This is a genomic window from Burkholderia sp. JPY481 (assembly GCF_038900515.1).
GTDB classification, from domain to species: Bacteria; Pseudomonadota; Gammaproteobacteria; order Burkholderiales; family Burkholderiaceae; genus Paraburkholderia; species Paraburkholderia youngii.
The window spans coordinates 136,120-152,693 of sequence record NZ_JAYMRT010000005.1 but is presented as its reverse complement, the minus strand read 5'-3'; the positions used below and the strand labels follow the sequence as shown (position 1 = coordinate 152,693).

The following is a 16,574-nucleotide window of genomic DNA, read 5'->3' as shown; positions in this document are numbered from 1 at the left end:
CGGAGAACCCCATGCTGCGCACGTACCTCGGAAGTTGCCACTGCCAATCCGTGAAGTTCGAGGCTCGCATCGATTTCGACAAGGGCACGTCGAAATGCAATTGCAGTTATTGCAGCAGGCTGCGGTTCTGGCACGTGCAGGTTCGTCGGGAGGACTTTCGTCTGCTTTCGGATGAAGCCACGCTCAGCGAATATCAGGGGAAAAATGCGGTTGCGCATCACCCGTTCTGCCAGCGCTGCGGGGTTCACGTATTCGACCGCATCGATATGCCGAACGGCACGGGGTATCCGTATATCAACGTCAACATCATGTGTCTCGATGAACTCGATCTCGATGCAGCGTTGAACGCGCCCGTGACCTATCGCGATGGCTTGCACAACGACTGGGGCAATCCGCCCGAGCAAACAAGGCATCTTTGATTGCGCGGGTCAGGGCGCTCTTCGCGGATGGTGGGGAATGTCAGGCAGGTGAGCGTCAAGTTGATGGCGTTCGCACACGAACTGAACGAACTCGGGCTCGAACCGCGCAGGATCATCGAGCGTGCCGGCGTAGAGGGTCACTATGTCCGGTGCATGATGCGGCGTGCCGAACAGCAGGCTGCCGCAATGAGCGCAGAAGTTGCGCGTCGTCGGCATGCCGCTGCCGCCGGTCTTCGTATAAGGCCTGACGTCGCCTTTGAACGAAAAGCCGGCGGCTGTCACTACGACGACCGGCAACCCTGCGGAACCGGAAGCGCGCTGACAATCGCGGCAATGGCAGATCAGTTGCGCGAGTGAATCACCGTGAGCTTCGTATTGCACCGCGCCGCATAGGCACCGGCCCGTCCAGGGACTCGACATCGATCTTCTCCGGTTCAAATGCTCTCGCTGTTTGCGCTGTTTGCACTGTTTGGTTGGAGAGCCTAAGAATACGCGCGGCGGACGGTAGATTACCAGCGCTCAGGTTCTTGGCGCATAGACATTACACCAGCCGTCCGCCGCAACCGATTTGCCGGGGAACATCGGGCACGGTCCGGCGGCCTCGCCCGCTGCGCCGGTATAGAAGCGACAGTTCGCGCAGGTCTGGCCCGCGTGGTACTTGGGGAACTTCGCGGTGTCGACGCTGCTCGCTTTCGCACGATAGCCGAGCGAGCCTGCGGTGGCGTCGTTTTCGTCGACGGGCGGCGGCGCGGCGAGCGCGAGGTCGGCGCTGGCGAGCGCGGCGCACACGCCCGCGGCCTGAAGAATGAAGTGTCTGCGATTGTGAGAGACCATGATGGTGTCCTGAGAAAAGAAATGGGTCGTCCACGCCGCATTCCATTCGATCGAAGCGGCGTGGCGTTGCAATGCAGTGCGATGCAACGTGTCAGTGGCGCGGTCCCGCATTCAGCGGTGTGGTCGAGGATTGCGCGGCCTGCGCGGTCAGCTTCACGTTGCCGGTGTCGTAGCCATTCGTATAGAGCAGGAAGGCCATCAGATCGGCGTACTCCTCGTCGCTCATCTTGCCGGGATGATCCGCGGGCATGTTGGTCGACATGTACTGATAGATGCCGCCGATCGTCAGATGCGAGTTCGCCGCTGGCGCGAAGGCCGGTCCGCTCAACGAAGGCGCGGTGTTGCCTTCGAGCTTCTCGCCGTGGCATTTCGCGCACGAATCGGCATACAGATGTTCGCCGTGGGCGACCTGATCGTGATCGAAAGACGGTGCCTCGGTCGTCGCCGCGACCTTGATGAAGCCGCCGGCGGCCGGCATGCCGCTCGCGCGCCATACGTCCGCACGCGGCGACGGCTGCGTCGGGCCGTCGAGATAGCGCGCGGCACTGCGCACGAGGCTCGCGTGAGGGGTCGCCGAATCGGTCGCGATCGTGGCTGGTAATGCCCAGTTGCGCGTCAGCGCCGCGAGCCGGCCATCGCTGCGCAAGCGCACGAGCGCTTCATCGATGCGCTTTTGCAACTGCTGCGTGCCGGGTCCCGATGCGAACACGAGTTTCCAGTCGGCATAAGGCGATTCGGCGGCGGCGACGTCGAAGTGCTGCTGCGGGTGCGCACGCCGATATGCGACCACGGCCGGGTACCAGACGATCGCGCGTTGCGCGCGTCCTTTCGCGACGGCGTCGACGGTCAGCCTGGAGGTGGTTTCCAGATCGAAGCGCGCGTTCTTCTGCTGGACCGCGATCAGTTGCGACGGGCTCGACCAGGTGGCCGCAATCGTGATCTTGCCGTCCGGCGCCGCGACGCTGGGGTTGGCCGCATGGGTGCCGCGCAGCGTGACGCTGACATAGCCGGAGTGCAGATAGCCCTCGGAAAATAGCAGCTGCGAGTCGGAGCCGTCGGCCACGCTCGAACGCGGAAAGCCCGCGATCACATCGCAGTCGCGCTGCAGCGATTTGGACAGCTCGCGAGCGGAGATGCCGTCGTCGCCGCCGTCGTCATCGATGCCGCGCGACGCGAAGGTCGCGGCGATGCCCGCGGCGTTCAACACCGCACGTGCAACGGACTTGTCCAGCTCGGCCGAAGGGCTGCCTGGCATCGTGCATACGCGCACGCTGGACGACGTCTGCGTGGCCGCGTGGACGGCAACCTGCGCGGCGCCGGCGACGAGCGCGCCGGCGAGAGCAACCTGAGTGAGTCGAATGTTCATGATGGTGCGTTCCTGTGATGGCGGGAACACCGCGCCCGCCTGAACTGCGTGCGGGCGCGGAGAGATGCAGCTGCGAGAGTCGGAGGTGCAGAACGATGAGGGTGCAGTGGCTGCGCTCAGCTGCGATCGAGCGCGAACACATACAGCGTGCCGCCGCGCGGAACGTCCTTCGCGACGTCGGCCATCGGGCCGCCCCAGATCGGATTCGCACCGCCGTAGCCCGCCAGCACGGCCACGTATTCCTTGCCATCGACTTCGAACACGGAAGGTTGCGCGACGATGCCGCTCGCGAGTTGCGGGCTTTCCCACAGCACCTTGCCCGTGGTCACGTCGAACGCGTACAGATGGCCGTCGAGCGAGCCGCTGAAGGCGAGGCCGCTGGCCGTCGTGGCGACGCCGCCGTTCCAGGGCATTTTGGTCCAGTGACCCCACAGCTTCTTGCCGGTATTGACGTCGATGGCCTGAAGCTCGCCATAACCCTGGCTGCCCGGTTCAGGCTGGATCTCGAAGCCTTCGCCGAGGTAGGGCAGGCCCTCCATGTAGCTGACCGACTTGCCGGACAGGCTCATGCACGCATGCAGCGACGGCACCACCGCGATGTGCCGCTCGGGATCGTAGGAGGTCGACCACCAGTTCTTGCCGCCGAGAAAGCTTGGGCAGGTGTTGATCGTCGTGCCGGCCTTCGGAAACCGGCTGGCGTCCTGAACCGGTTTGCCGTCGGCGGTGTAGCCGGTCACCGACAGCGCCTTGACGAACGGTTCCGCGTAAATCAGCTTGCCGGTCTTGCGGTCGATCGCGTGGAAGAAGCCGTTGCGGTCGGCATGGATGATCGCGTCATACGGCTTGCCCTTGTAGCTGATGTTCGCAAGGACCGGCGTGTTGACGCCGTCGTAGTCCCACGTGTCGTTGTTCGTGTATTGGTAGTGCCACTTCAGCTCGCCGTTCTTCGGATTGAGCGCGAGCAGTGAATCGGAGTACAGGTTATCGCCGGGACGCAGCGCGGCGAGCCACGGCCCCGGATTGCCGACACCCCAGTACAGCGTCTGCGTGGCTGCGTCGTAGGTGCCGGTCAGCCACGCCGCGCCGCCGCCATGTTCCTGCATGCCGTCGGGCCATGTGTCGCTGCCTTTCTCACCGGCACTCGGGATCGCATAGCGCTTCCAGATGATCGAGCCGTCGTCGGGATTGAGCGCGGCGATATAGCCGCGAATCCCATATTCGCCGCCCGACGTGCCGACGACGATCGCGCCGTCGAGCGCGAGCGGCGCAAGCGAGAACGCGTAGCCGAGACCCGGCTCGAACATCTGCTTCTTCCACACGAGGTTGCCGCTCTGCGCGTCGATCGCGGCCACCTCGCCGCTCAGCATCGCCACGTAGACGTTCTTGCCATACAGCGCGACGCCGCGATTCACGACGTCGCAACAGGCGGTCTTGAACGATTCCGCGCCGAGCTTCGGCTCGTATTTCCACAGCTGCGTGCCGGTTTTGACATCGAACGCATAGACGTTGTCCTTTGGCGTACTGACAAAAAGGTATCCGCCGTTGACGATCGGGGTTGCTTCGAAGCCCTGCTTGAGTTCCGCGGGGAAGCGATAGCTCCAGGCCTGCTTGAGTCCGGCGACGTTCGATGCATCGATCTGCTTCAGAGGGGAATGCGACTGGCCGCTATAGCTGCGGTAATAGGTCAGCCAGCCCGGGTCGCTTTGCGCTTGAGCGAGGCGCTCGTAGGTCACCGCGGGATAGTCCGGGGCGGCGCCCACCGGAGCCACGTTCAGTGCCATCGCGATCGCGATGCTCGCTCCAAGGACAGCCAGCCGGCCAGCGGCGGGCGAACGGTTCTTCATGGTCGTCTCCTGAGTGTTTGTCGATGCAGTGCCGGGAGAGGCGTCGCCCCTTCGTTCCGTGCGATCCGGTTGCGATGCCGTTACTGCAAGTGGCATGCCATTTTTGTGAACGAGTCCGAAAGGGCGGCGCGCCTGAAACGCGCTGCGGGACATCTCGCCCGCATGGCGCTCCATCTGTTGCGTCCCGGTACAACGCCGGACGATGGAGTGTTGAGAAACAGCACAATCGCGGCGCTCGCGCGCATCGCTCGGGGCGGGGGCGACGCCAGCAGCGCGGATCAAGCGCCACTCGGGGTGACTCCGCATATCGCAACGCGTAGGGATTTGCGGTAATACAGCCTCTTCGCTTCGCGACCGCCGATGAAATGAATGGCCTGGAGCTTGCTTAAGGAAACGGAGAAAAGTCTGGCAAGGTACCAGGCTCTGCTGGAGGGAGACAATGCGCGATGACGTTCATCCGGCCGTGACTCAGACGGCCGTCCGGTCCAATGACTTTCCCGCACCGGCGATTCAGAAAGCACACGAACGGTCCGAGACGTTTGGTCTGTGCGCGTCGGCGCGACCGGATTACGAGGTTCTTTCGAACGCGGGACTCGTGCTCAAACGCGAGCAGAACCGGGTGCTGTGCGCGCACGCGATGCCGGTGATGGAGACGCTGCGCGAGCAGATCGCCAACACGCAAAGCATGATCGTGCTGACCAATGCCGAAGGACTGATCCTGCATTCGATCGGCGACGACGACTTCCTCGCGCGCGCGGAGAAAGTCGCGCTGCGGCCCGGCGCGAACTGGGCCGAGGACCGCCAGGGCACCAATGCGATCGGTACGGCGCTGGCCGAGCGCTGCGCGATGGTCGTGCACGGCGACCAGCATTACCTCGCGGCCAACCGCTTCCTGACCTGCTCGAGCGTGCCGATTCTCGATCCGTATGGCGACGCGATCGGCGTACTCGACGTGACGGGCGATTACCGCAGCTATCATCAGCACACGATGGCGCTCGCCAAAATGTCGGTGCAGATGATCGAGAATCATCTGTTCACGACCACCTTTCACGAAACGCTGCAAGTGTCCTTCCATAGTCGTCCGGAGTTTCTCGGCACGCTGATGGAAGGCATCGTCGCGTTCACGAGCGACGGGCGCTTTCTGTCGGCCAACCGCAGTGCGCAGTTCCAGCTCGGCATGCCGCTCGCCGGGCTGCGCGCGCATACGTTGTCATCGTTGTTCCAGACCACCAGCGCGCAACTGATCGATCGTGCGCGCGCGAGTCTCGACCCGCACCTGCTGCTCAACCTGAGCAGCGGCGCGGTGGTCTGCGCGCGCGTGCAGTTCAGGCGGGCGTCGCTGGCCGAAGGCAGCCGCCCGGTCGCCATGCACGAGGGCGCGCGGGCGGCGGCGCGCGAAGAGCCGCCGCCCACCGCTGCCGGGCTTTCACGTCTGAGCTATCTCGACACGGGCGACCCGCAGGTCGCCGCGGTCATTGCGAAGGTCAAAAGGGTGATCGGCAAGGACATTCCGATCCTGATCAATGGCGAGACCGGCACGGGCAAGGAACTGCTCGCGCAGGCGATTCACAACGATTCACCGCGTCACGCGGGGCCGTTCGTCGCCGTCAACTGCGCTTCGATCCCCGAGACGCTGATCGAATCCGAGCTGTTCGGCTACGAGGAAGGCGCATTCACCGGAGCGCGCCGCAAAGGCGCAATCGGCAAGCTGCTGCAGGCGAACGGCGGCACGCTGTTTCTCGATGAGATCGGCGACATGCCGTATTCGCTGCAAGTGCGGCTGCTGCGCGTGTTGCAGGAACGCGTCGTCAACCCGCTCGGCTCGACGCGCAGCATTGCGGTGGACGTCGCGATCATCTGCGCGACGCACCGGGACCTGCGCGTGATGATCGCGCAAAACCGCTTCCGCGAGGATCTCTACTACCGGCTCAATGGCCTCGTGGTGCGTCTGCCGCGGCTGCGCGAGCGGACCGATCTCGCGGTCGTGATCCAGAAGATGTTGCTGCGCGAATCGCTCGCCAGCGCGAACGGGCACCCGCTTCACGTCGCGCCCGACGTGATGGCGATGTTCGAGCGCTGTCCATGGCCGGGCAACTTCAGGCAGCTTGGCAATCTGCTGCGCACCGCGGCGGCCATGGTCGACGCGGACGGCGAGATCCGGCGCGAGCATTTGCCCGATGACTTCTTCGATGACCTGCGCTGTGACGTTGCGTCGAGCGGCGCGGCGGATACGCGAGGCGCGGGCGGTGCGTCCGTGCCGGAGTGCGCGCGCCTCCAGGACGTGACCGTGTCGGTGATTGCCGCGGCGCTCGCGCGGCATGGCGGCAATGTGTCGGCGGCGGCGCGCGAGCTCGGCGTGTCGCGCAACATGATCTACCGGAAGATGCCCGCGGTCGAGCCGGGTCGTGCGGTGGACGACTTTTGAGCCCATCGCGCCGCTTGCATCGGCACTTCTGTTTCGCTCACGTGCTGTCGCACCGCTGTTGCATCCCGCAACGGTGGTGCTCCAAAAATCAACACTGCCCGTCTCCCGAATGCCCCCCGCCTCGCGTGACGACACCGGCATATCCTTTGCTTTGAAGGGAGCGGCCGCGCATCGAGTGCGGTTTTTCATCCAATCGCAAACAAGGAGACATGCCATGCAATGGATCACCCCGTCGTATGCCGAAGTGCGTTTCGGCTTTGAAATCACGATGTACATCGCCAATCGCTGAGCGGGCCGCGGCGTGCCGCCCGCGCTGCACGTAGTGCGCCGCGGGCGGCGCACGCAACGAACGACCATGAACACACTGGGATCGCGATGAACAAGCGTGATTCGAATAGCGGCGTGCCGCTGCGCCCCCGTCTGAGCAGCGTCTTCCGCCTGCAGTGGGAAGCGGCGCAGGACGCCTACGTGCTGCTCTATCCCGAAGGGATGGTGAAGCTCAACGCTAGCGCCGGCGCGATCCTCGCGCGTTGCGACGGAGAACACGAGCTCGACGACATCATCGGCGAACTCGAACGGCTTTTCGGCACGTCCGAACTTGCGCCCGACGTCTACCGCTTTCTCGATCATGCGCGGCTGCGCGGCTGGCTGGATTGACCAGCCCCAGGACTTGTGCGCGTCCCACGCAGATTCGATCGAGAAAGATGTTCGATCATCTCGAACGATTTCATCGCCCGGATCGTACGGCATTTCCATCGAAACGGCGCATCATTGAATCGCAGTAACTCACCTGACTCATTGGAGAAAGTTATGACGCGATTTCATGGCAAATCTGTATTGATCACTGGCGGTAGCAGCGGAATCGGTCTCGCCGCGGCAAAGGCGTTCGCCGCGGAAGGCGCACGGGTCGTCATCACGGGCCGTGACAGCGCGGCGCTCGAAGAGGCGAAACGAGGGCTTGGCGCCGACGCGGTGGCGGTTCGCAACGACACAGGATCGGTTGCGGCCGCGCGCGAGCTCGCCATCGCGATCGGCGATGCAGGCATCAAGCTCGATGCGGTCTTCATCAACGCGGGCGCTGCAAAGTTCGCGCCCTTCACTGACGTGGACGAAGCGCTCTGGGACGCGAACTTCAATATCAACGTCAAGGGCGCCTATTTTCAGATCCAGTCGCTGCTGCCGCATTTGAACAAGGGTGCTTCGGTGGTGATCAATGGCTCGATCAACGCGCACATCGGCATGCCCGGTTCATCCGTTTATGCGGCCAGCAAGGCTGCCGTGATTTCGCTCGCCAGGACCTTGTCCTCGGAGCTATTGCCGCGTGGCGTGCGCGTGAATGTGGTGAGCCCCGGGCCAGTGCAAACGCCGCTGTACGGCAAGCTCGGCCTGGACGCCGATACCCTGAAAGCGACTGCCGCTCAAATTCTCAATCAGATTCCGCTGGGACGCTTCGGCACGCCTGAGGAAATCGCCGCCACCGTGTTGCATCTGTCGTCACCCGAATCGGCGTTTATCGTCGGCACGGAGATCATCGCTGATGGCGGGATGAGTCAGCTTTAAACGACGCGATCGAATCTGATGCGCTCTCAAGTGCGGTCCAACAGCGGGCCGAAGATGTGAATCAGGTTTCCCTCCGGATCGCGCAGCATGGTTGAGCGCCGCTCGGCGCTCAACGGCTGGTCTGCCCACACCATGTCCACCCGATGCTCCTCCAGCAAGGCCGTGGTCGCCTCCAGGTCGTCGGTTTCGAACACCATCGCCTTGAGGCCAAGCACCGCAAGATGATCCGGCGGGGTCGTGCGGTCCACCGGACGTTGCACCGCGCTTGCGCGTGCCACCAGTTCAATGCGCAAACCGGCAGCCTCGAGGATTGCGTAGTCCGCGCCTCCCGCGTCGAAACGGCCGCGCCCGGTCACGACGAAACCGAGCCGGGATTCGTACCACGCGACCATCGCGCTCAGGTTGCTCACGGCGAGCGCGACGTTATTGAGTCGCAGACCGCGAACCGGAGGCAGCATCAGATGAGCCTTGTACATGACCGAGGTTTCCTACTTTGCACGCGCGAAGCGCGCGCGATCGTGCGGGGTGGAGAAGTCGAGCACCGGTCCAAGCGGCACGATGCCCGTGGGGTTGATCCCACGATGGCTTTCGTAATAGTGCCGTTTGATGTGCTCGAAATTGACCGTTTCCGCGACGCCCGGCATCTGATAGATATCGCGCGTATAGGCGGAAAGGTTGGGGTAGTCGGCGATCCGATGCAGGTTGCATTTGAAGTGACCGACATAAACGGCGTCGAAGCGTATCAACGTCGTGAAGAGACGGATGTCCGCTTCGGTGAAGGTGTCGCCAGTCAGAAAGCGTTGTGTCGAGAGCCGCTCCTCGAGCCACGCTAGCGTTTCGAACAGCGGCTTGACGGCTTCCTCGTACGCGCTTTGCGTTGTTGCGAAGCCGGACTTGTAGACGCCGTTGTTCAACGTGTCGTACACACGGCCGTTGATTTCGTCGATCTCGCGTCGCAATGGCGCCGGATAGTAATCGCCAGGCGTGGCGCCCAGAGCGTCGAAGGCCGAGTTCAACATACGAATGATTTCCGACGATTCGTTATTGACGATCGTCTTCTGCTGTTTGTCCCACAGCACGGGCACGGTGACGCGTCCGGTGTAGTGCGGGTCGGCGGCGGTGTAGACCTGATGCAGCAAGCTTGCGCCGTTGACGGTATCGGGCACGGTGCCGGGCCCCTCGGCAAAGGTCCATCCGCGCTCGAGCATCAGCCAGTGGACCACCGACACACTGACCATCTCGTTCAAGCCCTTGAGCGCCCGCACGATCAGCGCGCGATGTGCCCACGGGCAGGCGAGGCTCACGTACAGGTGGTATCTGCCAGCTTCAGCGCGAAAGCCGCCACGCCCGCTGGGCCCCGGCGAGCCGTCGGCGCTCAGCCAGTTGCGAAACGCGGCGTCCTTACGGACAAAGCGACCGCCCGTCGACGCCGTGTCGTACCAGCGGTCTTGCCATTCACCATTGACCAGCAGGCCCATGTCGTTGCTCCTTGTTCGCGAGACGTTCAGGTTGGTTACAGCATGATGGACCATCAGGATGGTATTGCCGTACGATCGTCCCGATGAACACGTTCGACGGAGTGGAACATGTTGTCGGCGGAAGAGCTTGCATTGCTGGAAGCGATTCGGGAAACCGGGAGCCTGTCGCGCGCGGCCGCGCAACTGGGCAAGGCGCCGTCAACTGTGTCGCATGCCGCGCGCCAGCTCGAGAGCCGCTTCGACGCATTGTTGTTCGATCGCCGGCGCTACCGGTTGCAGCTTACTCCGGCTGGGCATGCGCTGGCGGAGGAGGCGGGCCGGCTCATGCAGGACGTGGCTCGCATGACTCAGCGGGTTCGGCAGATCGCGAGCGGCTGGGAGGACCGGTTATGGATCGTGACCGACGAGATCATCGAGTTCGAGCTTGTGATGCCAGTCGTCCGCGCATTCGACGCGTTGCAGTCGGGGGTAAAACTCCGGGTCACCCATGAAGTGCTCGGCGGCACCTGGGAGGCGCTGCGCGAAGGTCGAGGCGACCTGGTTGTCGGGGCGACGAACGAACCCCCGGCGATCCCCGGCCTACGGTGGTTCGAGCTGGGTGTGATGGAGTGGGTGTTCGCGGTCGCGCCGCGTCATCCGCTGGCAGCGGCCAAAGGTCCGCTCAGGCGCGAAGATATCGCGGCCCATCGTGCCGTCGTCGTGGCCGATTCGTCGAGAATGATGCCGGGCCGCGCCTATGGCGTGGTTGGCGGCCAGGCTTCGCTGGCCGTTCCCAGCATGCGCGCGAAGATTCTGGCTCAGCGTGACGGGCTCGGGGTCGGCTGGCTGCCGAGACGCAGGATTGCGGCGCTGCTCAAGCGAGGCGAACTCGTCGAGAAAGGCACGGCCGATCCCCGTGAACCCAACGTGCTCTACGTTGCCTGGCGCGGCGACCACGAAGGCCGAGCGCTTCAATGGTGGTTGGAGCAATTGCGTCAACCGCGTCTGGCCAAACGATTGGTGAACGGACTGGATCTGTTTGCATAAGCGATCCGCATAGCTGCATGGGCAGCTTTCCCATGCGAGGTCGCGTAGGTCACCCCTCGATAGAAAGCGATAGCGTCGCGATGACACGACAACGATTCCGCATTCGTTGTCCGTGTGACCGTTCATGTCTGTGACACGCGCAAACGATAAATTTCGCGGGTCGAAGGGCAGGAACACTCGGAATTCATTTGCCACGGCATGAAGCCGATGCAATGCGCTGCATTGGAATGGAGTCAATGAGAACATCGCCATCCCGAATCGCCATCGCCGTCTCCGCTGCAACGTTGTCGCTCGCCACCGGGGCGAATGCGCAACAGACTGAACCCGCGGCCACTCAGCAGACCGAGGCACCGGTCACTCTGGGACCCATCGTTGTCAATGCGACGAGACCAGCGGCCGCTCCCGATAACGTGGACGACCCGGAACAGATCGTGGGCGTCAGCAAGACCGGCACTCCGCTCGGCGACCTGCCGATGAGCGTGGAGGTCGTTCCGCGCGGCATTCTCGACGAACAAGGCGCCATGTCGTTGCAGGATGCGATCCGCAAAGGCAACGTGTCCGGAGTGAACTACGGCGGTACCGATTCGAAGGGCTTCACCGACCACTTCATGATCCGAGGCCTGCAGGCGCAGACCTATGACGACGGTTTTTCGGACGGCGACCAGGTCAACGGCCCAATGCATTCGCTGCTGGGCGTCGAGCGCATCGAGGTGCTCAAAGGTCCGGGCTCGGCGCTGCTCGGCAGCGGTCCTCCGGGCGGCTCGATCAACCTGATCCACTACACGCCGTCCGCGCAGTTCCATTGGGGCGGCGATATCCAGGCCGGCTCTTTCGGTACGGTCAACGCGAGTGGCTACGTCACCGGTCCAACCGGCATCGACGGACTGAACTATCGTGTCGACGCCAGCGCCGGCCGCTCGGACGGCTACCGCGACCTGGCATCGTGGAACAGGGAAATCCGGCCCGATCTGCAATGGAAAATCGGCGACCACAAGGTTGAATTCTCGATCGACGCGCAGGAGTACATGGCAACGCCCGACTCATACGGGATCATCTACTACAAGGGTGCGCCGATTCGCAATGTCCCGTTCAACGCCAAATATTCGACGCCCTTCGCGAACGCGCACGGCAACTACGTCCGTGCCACGCTGACGGACGAGTGGCGCATCAGCGATTACCTGACGATCAATAATCGCCTGTCATACATGCACCACACGCTGGACTTCTACAGCAACGGCGACAGCACGCACGCGAAGGTCAAGGGCAACGCATTCGTCGGCCGCCAGTTGCGCGATCAGGACGATTCGCTCAACACGTTCGACTACCAGTTCGAACCAGTCTGGAAATTCTCGACCGGCAGCATCCGCCATACGCTGCTGACAGGCTTCGAATACCTGAACCAGGATCTCAACAGCGCGAAGACGACAGCAGACCTTCCGGGCATAAGCGACATCTTCGCGCCGGTGCCGCTGGAAACATCCATCGCAAGCCTGCACTTCCAGTGCGCGCCGTCTCACTCGTGCCAGAACGATCATGTGAGCGCGAACTTCTACAGCCTTTATGCGACCGATCAGGTGGACGTGACGGACAGGTTCAAAATCCGCGCAGGCGTGCGCAAGGACTGGTTCGGTACGTCGCTGACCCTGAACCCGGTCCCCGGCGAGCCGAATCGTACGGCCAACGACGGCATCACGCTGGTTCCCGGCAACACGTATACGCGCAACGATGCCCCGACCAGTTGGAGCGCCGGGATGTTGTACAAGCTGACGCCGTGGATGACGCCGTACTTCGGCGTATCGCGCAGCTATCTCGCGAACTTCAACTCCGAAAACACGGCTTTTTCCATCGGCCCACCGGAATCAGCGCTGCAATACGAGCTGGGCATAAAGTGGTCGTTCTACGACGGGCGCTACGTGCTCAACACCGCGCTGTTCGACGTAAAGCGGGAACACGTGGCGACCCCGTTCGGTGAAGACCAACTCGCGTTCGATTCGCAGCGCACGCGCGGCGGCGAGGCTTCGTTCGACGCGGATCTCACGTCGAACTGGCACGTGTACGCGAACTTTACCGGACAGCAGGCGCACATCACCTATAGTCCGGACACTCCCGGTGCGGTCGGGACCGCCCCGCAGGGCGTGCCGGCCTTTATGGCGAACCTGTGGACGACATACCGCTTCAGCCTCTTCGGCAAGACAGGTTTTCATGCTGGTGCCGGCATCGACTACATGAGCCGGATGACGAACGGCTTTGCCAACGGCTACGACTGGGCACCGGCCTCCGTGATCGCGAACCTGCAGTTCGGTTACGCGGAGCGTCACTGGGGAGCCGATCTGAACATCGACAACGTCACCAACCAGCGCTACTTCATCGCCACCAATGTGGTCGGTGCCTATCTCGGCTCGCCGTTAGCCGCGTACGTTCGCCTGCACGCGGACTTCTGATCGTGGACGACAGCGGGCGGCTGTCCATCTGGACAGCCCCCCGGCGATGGCAGCTACTGCGTGTGCAGCGCGACGGGCGATGCGAACCCTCGATCAATCGTCATCGTCGTCGGCAGCGGCGACCGTCTTCGTCCCTTCAGCAGACATCTTCGTGTAGATCGAATGCGGCGCCGGATACGGCTTGTCGCCCATCACGCCGGTCCACAGCACGCGGTTGAAGAGTTCCGGCGGAACACGATCCTCCTTGGAGAAATCGAAGCCCTTCGTCACGCTTGCCCAGTAAGTCGCGTCATGCAGCGGATGAATGTCCGGACCCTGTGCGTACTGATTGCCGTCGTTGCCGGCGGATGCCGGGCCGGTGGCAACGTTGCCCACGTTCGTACCCCTCAGGATCGTCGACGCGACGGCAGTGTAGGTCCACGAACCGTCCGAGCCAGTGTCGAAGACGTCGGCCATCGGTTGCGCATATGCGGTGTTCAGATTGATGTGCTGGGTGCCGAGCACGTCTTCCATGGTACGGATCGCGTTCACCTGGCTGTACGCGGTGCTGACAACGGCGTTCTTCTTCACGTATGCGCCAACGACGTAGGCCGGCGCGCGGTGCGAGTCGACGTGATCCGAACCGGCCTGCGAGTCGTCCTCGACCACCACGATCAGTGTGCTTTTCGCGTACGGGCTGTGTGCGACCGTCTCGATCAGCTTGCCCACCGCGAAGTCGTTGTCCGCTTGCTCCTGTTCAGCCGTCCCCATCTGACCGACGTTCTGCGCATAGCTGCCGGTGTGATCGGAACCCATGCGGACGAATTCAAACGACGGCAGACGGCCGTTCGCGACGTACTGCTGGAACTCGCGGTTCCATTCGAGTTCGCGGAAGGTGTCCGGATAGGCCTGGTCGAAGCCGCGGTAGTACGGGTCCGTCAGCGTGACGAGCGACGGCTTGAGCGGGTACGCCTGAATGTTGCCGGCAGCAAACGGGTTGAGGAGGGGGCTCGCGATCGTGCCGATCGAGCCGCTGTTGTTGACCATGCCGCCGTAGTTGCGGACCGTACCGCCCGCTTGCAGCACCGCGTCATAGATGCTCGCCTTCTGGTAGCCGAACGGCGCATCCGGGACCGAAATATCGGCGATACCCGGCAGCGCGTTGGCAGTGCCGCCCGGCAGCGACGACGTAACCGTGCTGTAGGCCCCGCCGGAGGCACCGTCGCGCATCGCGGTGGTGGCGAGGCCAACCGGCAGACCGCGATTGGCGCCTTCGGATTCATACGACATGCCGCGGCTCACGCCAGCGTAGTTTTCCTGCTGCGACACTTCCTCGGTCGGCGTGACGTGCGCGTGCTGCACCCACGACCAGCCATCCATCGAGCCGTCGCCCGGATCGGCGAAGTTGTCGATCGTGGCGAAATTGCTAGCGATATTGTGGAAGTTCGGCGTGGTGGCCTTGCCATACATCGTCAGCGACGGATCCCCGTTCGAGCCGTTGCCGAGGTCGCCGAGAATCTGGTCGAACGTCCGGTTTTCCTTGACGACATAGATCACGTGCTTGATGTGATCGTGCAGGAAATTCATCGTCTGGCGATCGCTTTGCGATTCTCTGACCGAATAGTGGTTGTTCTCATCGACCTGGCTGGTCAGCCGCGCAAGCACGTCGCCCCTCGGGACCGGTGCGCTCACGAGGCTGCTCTGTTCGAGACCGAACTGGTACTGGGCCGTTGTGCCCGACGTGTAGAGCGGGTTCGGGCCGGTGTTCGACTTGCCGTTGATGATGTACATCTGCGAGCCGTCGGCGCTCAGCGTGACGTCCTTGGGCGCATACGCGGTCGGGATCAGGCCGGTGACGTGGTAGCCCTCGTTGCCATCGAGCGAGATCACGGCGATCGAGTTGTCGCCGTTGTTGACCGCATACAGGGTTCGCCCGTCGCGCGATACGGTTACGTTGACCGTGTCACGGCCGCTGTACTTCCTGTTGCTGCCGCTGCCCTCATCATTGCCGTCGCCGGACTGGCTAGCGATGTCGATCGTCTTCTCGACCCGGTGGCTGGCCGTATCGATGACCGCGACCTGGTCGGTATTCGCCACGGCGACGTAGAGCTTGGACTGATCCGGCGAGAGGGTCATTCCGTACGCATTGCCTTTCACCGGAATGCGAGTGATGAATTGCGGCGCGGCCGGGTTCGACAGGTTGAGCACCACGACTTCACGGTCGCGCACCGACGAGATGAACGCCGTGTCGTCGGATTTCAGCGCAACGGCCCACGGGTATTCGCCGCCGGCAACGCCCTGCGTGCCCGACGTATTGAACGGGCGCAGATCGTATTCCGACATGACGGTGTTCGATGTCGTGTCGATGATGGTGATCGAGTCGTTGTAGTTGTTGGCAACGACGAGAATCCTGCCATTGCCGGAGAGAGCGAGACCACCGGCGTTCGGCTTCACGCCCGACCCGACACCCTTGCTGTGGTTCAGGGCGATGGCTGCGGTTTGTGACCATTGGGCCGACGGAAGAGCCGACGGGCGGCTATAGACATAAACCGCGTCGTCCGCGCCACCGGTGCCGTACAGGGTCTGGTTGCCATTCCATGCGAGGCCATCGAACGCATTGTTCTGGTGGATGGCCTGCACGAGCTTCGGGGCGGCCTTGTTGGCGCCCGACACGTCGTAGATGAAGATGTACTGGGTCGAGTCAGTCTTGTCCAGCGTGCTGTTGCTGGCACCCGTGTAGACGGTGTTATAGCCCGCCGTAATCACGGCCAGTGTGTTGCCGTCCGGGCTGAGTTGCGACTTGATCGCACCGCTGACGATCTGGGTCGGCTTGGCCGAAAGCTGCGGGTTGAGCAACTGCTGCACGGCACCTGGTATGGCTCGCGGAGAAATGAATTGCCCAGTCGGCAGAAGCTCCATGTCGCCCTGCGGCGCCGCAAATGCAATGCAGCTTGTCAATAGTCCTAATGCAAATCCAGATTGAATGAGATTTCGATGCATTTTGTTTCTCTCCAGATAATCAAAACAAAATAGCCAAATTGGATTGGAATGGAATCATTTGTCTGGTGGGTTGCCTCTGGTCGAGGATATGTGCGAGCGATTCGTCCAGGCGGGAAGCATTGAAACGGTGCCGCGCTGGAGCTTTCAGCACCGCAACATTTAGTCAGTTTCGAATGTCAGTGGAATGACATGTCTGAACCAT

14 protein-coding genes are annotated in these 16,574 nt (G+C 62.8%); 7 read left to right on the top strand and 7 right to left on the bottom strand.

From position 1 onward, the window contains the following. Positions 1–11: 11 nt before the first annotated feature. Entirely contained in the window at positions 12–419 is a 408-nt protein-coding gene (locus VSR82_RS15135) for a GFA family protein (protein ID WP_410848905.1), read from the top strand. A 9-nt stretch (positions 420–428) separates the two neighbouring features. On the opposite strand, the gene VSR82_RS15130 is transcribed toward VSR82_RS15135, so the two are convergent. The 4 genes from VSR82_RS15130 to VSR82_RS15115 all read right to left on the bottom strand — a co-directional run bounded on the left by VSR82_RS15130 (position 429) and on the right by VSR82_RS15115 (position 4,463). Next, on the bottom strand, positions 429–839 hold the full coding sequence (locus VSR82_RS15130; protein ID WP_429459863.1) for a GFA family protein: 411 nt from the start codon (positions 837–839) through the stop codon (positions 429–431). A gap of 99 nt (positions 840–938) precedes the next feature. Then, on the bottom strand, positions 939–1,253 hold the full coding sequence (locus tag VSR82_RS15125; protein WP_429459861.1) for a high-potential iron-sulfur protein: 315 nt from the start codon (positions 1,251–1,253) through the stop codon (positions 939–941). 91 nt (positions 1,254–1,344) lie between these two features. Next, positions 1,345–2,619: a c-type cytochrome gene (locus tag VSR82_RS15120; RefSeq protein WP_429459859.1), complete on the bottom strand. Its 1,275-nt coding sequence runs from the start codon at positions 2,617–2,619 to the stop codon at positions 1,345–1,347. A 116-nt stretch (positions 2,620–2,735) separates the two neighbouring features. After that, a complete protein-coding gene (locus VSR82_RS15115) occupies positions 2,736–4,463 on the bottom strand; it encodes a methanol/ethanol family PQQ-dependent dehydrogenase (RefSeq protein ID WP_498857886.1) in 1,728 nt (575 codons plus the stop codon). Between the two features lie 439 nt (positions 4,464–4,902). Here VSR82_RS15115 and VSR82_RS15110 point away from each other — a divergent pair, with 439 nt between their 5' ends. The 4 genes from VSR82_RS15110 (at position 4,903) to VSR82_RS15095 (ending at position 8,448) form a co-directional block, all read left to right on the top strand. Beyond that, complete coding sequence (locus VSR82_RS15110) at positions 4,903–6,888, top strand: sigma-54-dependent Fis family transcriptional regulator (protein ID WP_429459857.1); 1,986 nt, start codon at positions 4,903–4,905, stop codon at positions 6,886–6,888. A 214-nt stretch (positions 6,889–7,102) separates the two neighbouring features. Then, positions 7,103–7,177, top strand: a complete 75-nt coding sequence (gene pqqA / locus VSR82_RS15105) for a pyrroloquinoline quinone precursor peptide PqqA (RefSeq protein WP_083788695.1) — start codon at positions 7,103–7,105, stop codon at positions 7,175–7,177. 86 nt (positions 7,178–7,263) lie between these two features. After that, on the top strand, positions 7,264–7,545 hold the full coding sequence (pqqD, locus tag VSR82_RS15100) for a pyrroloquinoline quinone biosynthesis peptide chaperone PqqD (RefSeq protein ID WP_368582775.1): 282 nt from the start codon (positions 7,264–7,266) through the stop codon (positions 7,543–7,545). Between the two features lie 153 nt (positions 7,546–7,698). Continuing rightward, positions 7,699–8,448, top strand: a complete 750-nt coding sequence (locus VSR82_RS15095) for an SDR family oxidoreductase (RefSeq protein WP_410848902.1) — start codon at positions 7,699–7,701, stop codon at positions 8,446–8,448. A gap of 26 nt (positions 8,449–8,474) precedes the next feature. Here VSR82_RS15095 and VSR82_RS15090 read toward each other — a convergent pair whose 3' ends face one another. Then, entirely contained in the window at positions 8,475–8,924 is a 450-nt protein-coding gene (locus VSR82_RS15090; protein ID WP_498857885.1) for a VOC family protein, read from the bottom strand. A 12-nt stretch (positions 8,925–8,936) separates the two neighbouring features. Then, complete coding sequence (locus tag VSR82_RS15085) at positions 8,937–9,926, bottom strand: glutathione S-transferase family protein (RefSeq protein WP_368582777.1); 990 nt, start codon at positions 9,924–9,926, stop codon at positions 8,937–8,939. A gap of 108 nt (positions 9,927–10,034) precedes the next feature. Here VSR82_RS15085 and VSR82_RS15080 point away from each other — a divergent pair, with 108 nt between their 5' ends. Both VSR82_RS15080 and VSR82_RS15075 read left to right on the top strand, forming a co-directional pair. Beyond that, a complete protein-coding gene (locus VSR82_RS15080) occupies positions 10,035–10,952 on the top strand; it encodes a LysR family transcriptional regulator (RefSeq protein WP_429459850.1) in 918 nt (305 codons plus the stop codon). A gap of 236 nt (positions 10,953–11,188) precedes the next feature. Beyond that, positions 11,189–13,393 carry a TonB-dependent receptor gene (locus VSR82_RS15075; protein ID WP_429459848.1) on the top strand — a complete coding sequence of 735 codons (2,205 nt, stop codon included), beginning with the start codon at positions 11,189–11,191 and terminating at the stop codon, positions 13,391–13,393. 93 nt (positions 13,394–13,486) lie between these two features. Here the strand turns inward: VSR82_RS15075 and VSR82_RS15070 are convergent, their stop codons facing one another. Then, positions 13,487–16,291, bottom strand: coding sequence for a bifunctional YncE family protein/alkaline phosphatase family protein (locus VSR82_RS15070; protein ID WP_498857884.1), 2,805 nt, complete (start codon positions 16,289–16,291; stop codon positions 13,487–13,489). Positions 16,292–16,574: the final 283 nt, after the last annotated feature.